Raw genomic sequence first — 1,719 nt, 5'->3', positions numbered from 1 at the left:
GCCATGGATTCCGTTCTCAAAGCTGCGTCCTAACCACCTTGACTAATGCTATAGGTTACACCTCGGAGCCTTCCGTTCCCCGCTTCAATCCCAGAATTGTGAATCCTGAAACTGGGGGTGGCTATCGCCGTTACTCTCAACTTTCTGCTATACTAGGTGGGTCACAACTCCATCGTTCTAGCTTTCTGTCTTGACCTTGAGTCTCTCTGCCTTATCTGGGGGTCTCCAGATGTTGAGACACATAGATAGTTATCGGATGGTCAGGGCGCACTCCTTATATTCAACCAAGGGCTCTAAGTCCCACTAGGAGGCTATTTCAGGCATTGCAGCCCTATTTCACTCCTAAACGTCTCGCACAATGCGGCAGTGAATATCCTAAAACGCGGACTAGCTACGGCGGGGCACGCCGGAACTTACGCTGGGGGAGATTGGCTCTCTTGGGCTGTTGGTGCGAACCTGCGGTCTAATGGCGAGTCGCGCGAACCAAGAATCCCCGTCTCTTTAGAGCGGGGAGTGTCAAAACAGCCCGTTAAAAAATGTAATAATGCCTTAATAATGCTTTAATGAATGGATGTCAGTCCTGTAGGGGTAGATGAAATGGCTTTCCTGCGGTGCAGGCTCCAAGGGTCTGTAAGGACTGGGAAACAACCATAGTCCCTACAGATTAAATTTGACCCCGCCTAGTAGGGGTCGAGAGAGATGTCGCCATCTCCCCCTCCCATACAAAACCGTGCGTGAGACTTTCGCCTCACACGGCTCCTAGTCTGATTGCTCCATTGTTAGGGATACAGCTTTAGCGTTATCAAGCGCCGTTTTATCATCGCGGGTGTGGCGATGTAGTAGCTGAAGATTTTTGTATTCATCCTTTCCGCCTTGGCTTCGAGGTACAATGTGGTCTACTTCAACTATGTCCGATGGTGCGAAATACTGTCCACACCAGGTACATCTACCTTTTTGTTTTTTGAGTAGTTTTGCTACCCTGTTGGGCGTGTCGATTGCTTGTCCTTTTCTGGTTGCCCAGTAAGTCCAGTTTCCCTCGTATGGTGTTGCATCGGGGCGTATAATGGTGTGTCTGACAGTCGGCGTGTAACTATGTTTCCATAGTGTGAATCCATCCTTAGTCTGGAACAACCAAGATTCATGTCTTTCTTTCCCATTACTAAGTCTAACCGTTCCATGACTGAAATAGTTTCTTAGCTTCTTGTAACTTGCCTTTCCGCATCTTGATACTGTCCATGCCCTTAACATTAACCAGACTATATGGTCTAGTTTATTGAAGGTCTCTGATGAGACTACCGCTGAATAGTAGTTTGACCATCCTCGAATAATCGGGTTTAGCTTGCTAATCAGGGCTGATTGAGGTGCTGTTTTAAGTTGTTTTATTACACCTTTAATCGCTTCTGTATGGACTTTAACTGCTTTTTTTCTGGGTTTTATGTTAGTTTTGAATCCTCACATTTTGTGGGGGGTTTTATTAAATAAGAAGCCTCCTTTTCTTCTTCCCCCATGTTTCCCAGATTTATATTTTCCTACCGGGTATTGCCTGATATTAAATCCTAGAAAGTCGAACCCTGGTTCCTCTGTTTTTCCATCATACTCAATACGTTTGAGCGTGTGACAGATTCGAGTCTTTTCATGTTTTATTTCTAGTCCAACAGGTTTTAACCCTACATTCCGCAGGTTGATAGGTAATTAACCGGATGCGTAGTAATAGCGCTC

The 1,719-nt window shown here is 45.8% G+C and carries 1 protein-coding gene and 1 pseudogene; one reads left to right on the top strand and one right to left on the bottom strand.

What is annotated here, in order from left to right; translation table 11 throughout:
- A partial coding sequence (locus P5683_RS24535) for a hypothetical protein (RefSeq protein WP_315641181.1) occupies positions 1–194 on the top strand: 194 nt, incomplete at its 5' end.
- Positions 195–759: 565 nt separating this feature from the next.
- Here P5683_RS24535 and P5683_RS24530 read toward each other — a convergent pair.
- A pseudogene (locus P5683_RS24530) lies at positions 760–1,665 on the bottom strand (group II intron reverse transcriptase); the annotation flags it as partial.
- Positions 1,666–1,719: the final 54 nt, after the last annotated feature.

This window comes from Limnospira sp. PMC 1279.21 (genome assembly GCF_032349615.1).
In the GTDB taxonomy this organism is placed as follows: Bacteria; Cyanobacteriota; Cyanobacteriia; order Cyanobacteriales; family Microcoleaceae; genus Limnospira; species Limnospira fusiformis.
The sequence above is the reverse complement of the archived record's forward strand: the minus strand, read 5'-3'. Positions and strand labels throughout refer to the sequence as shown.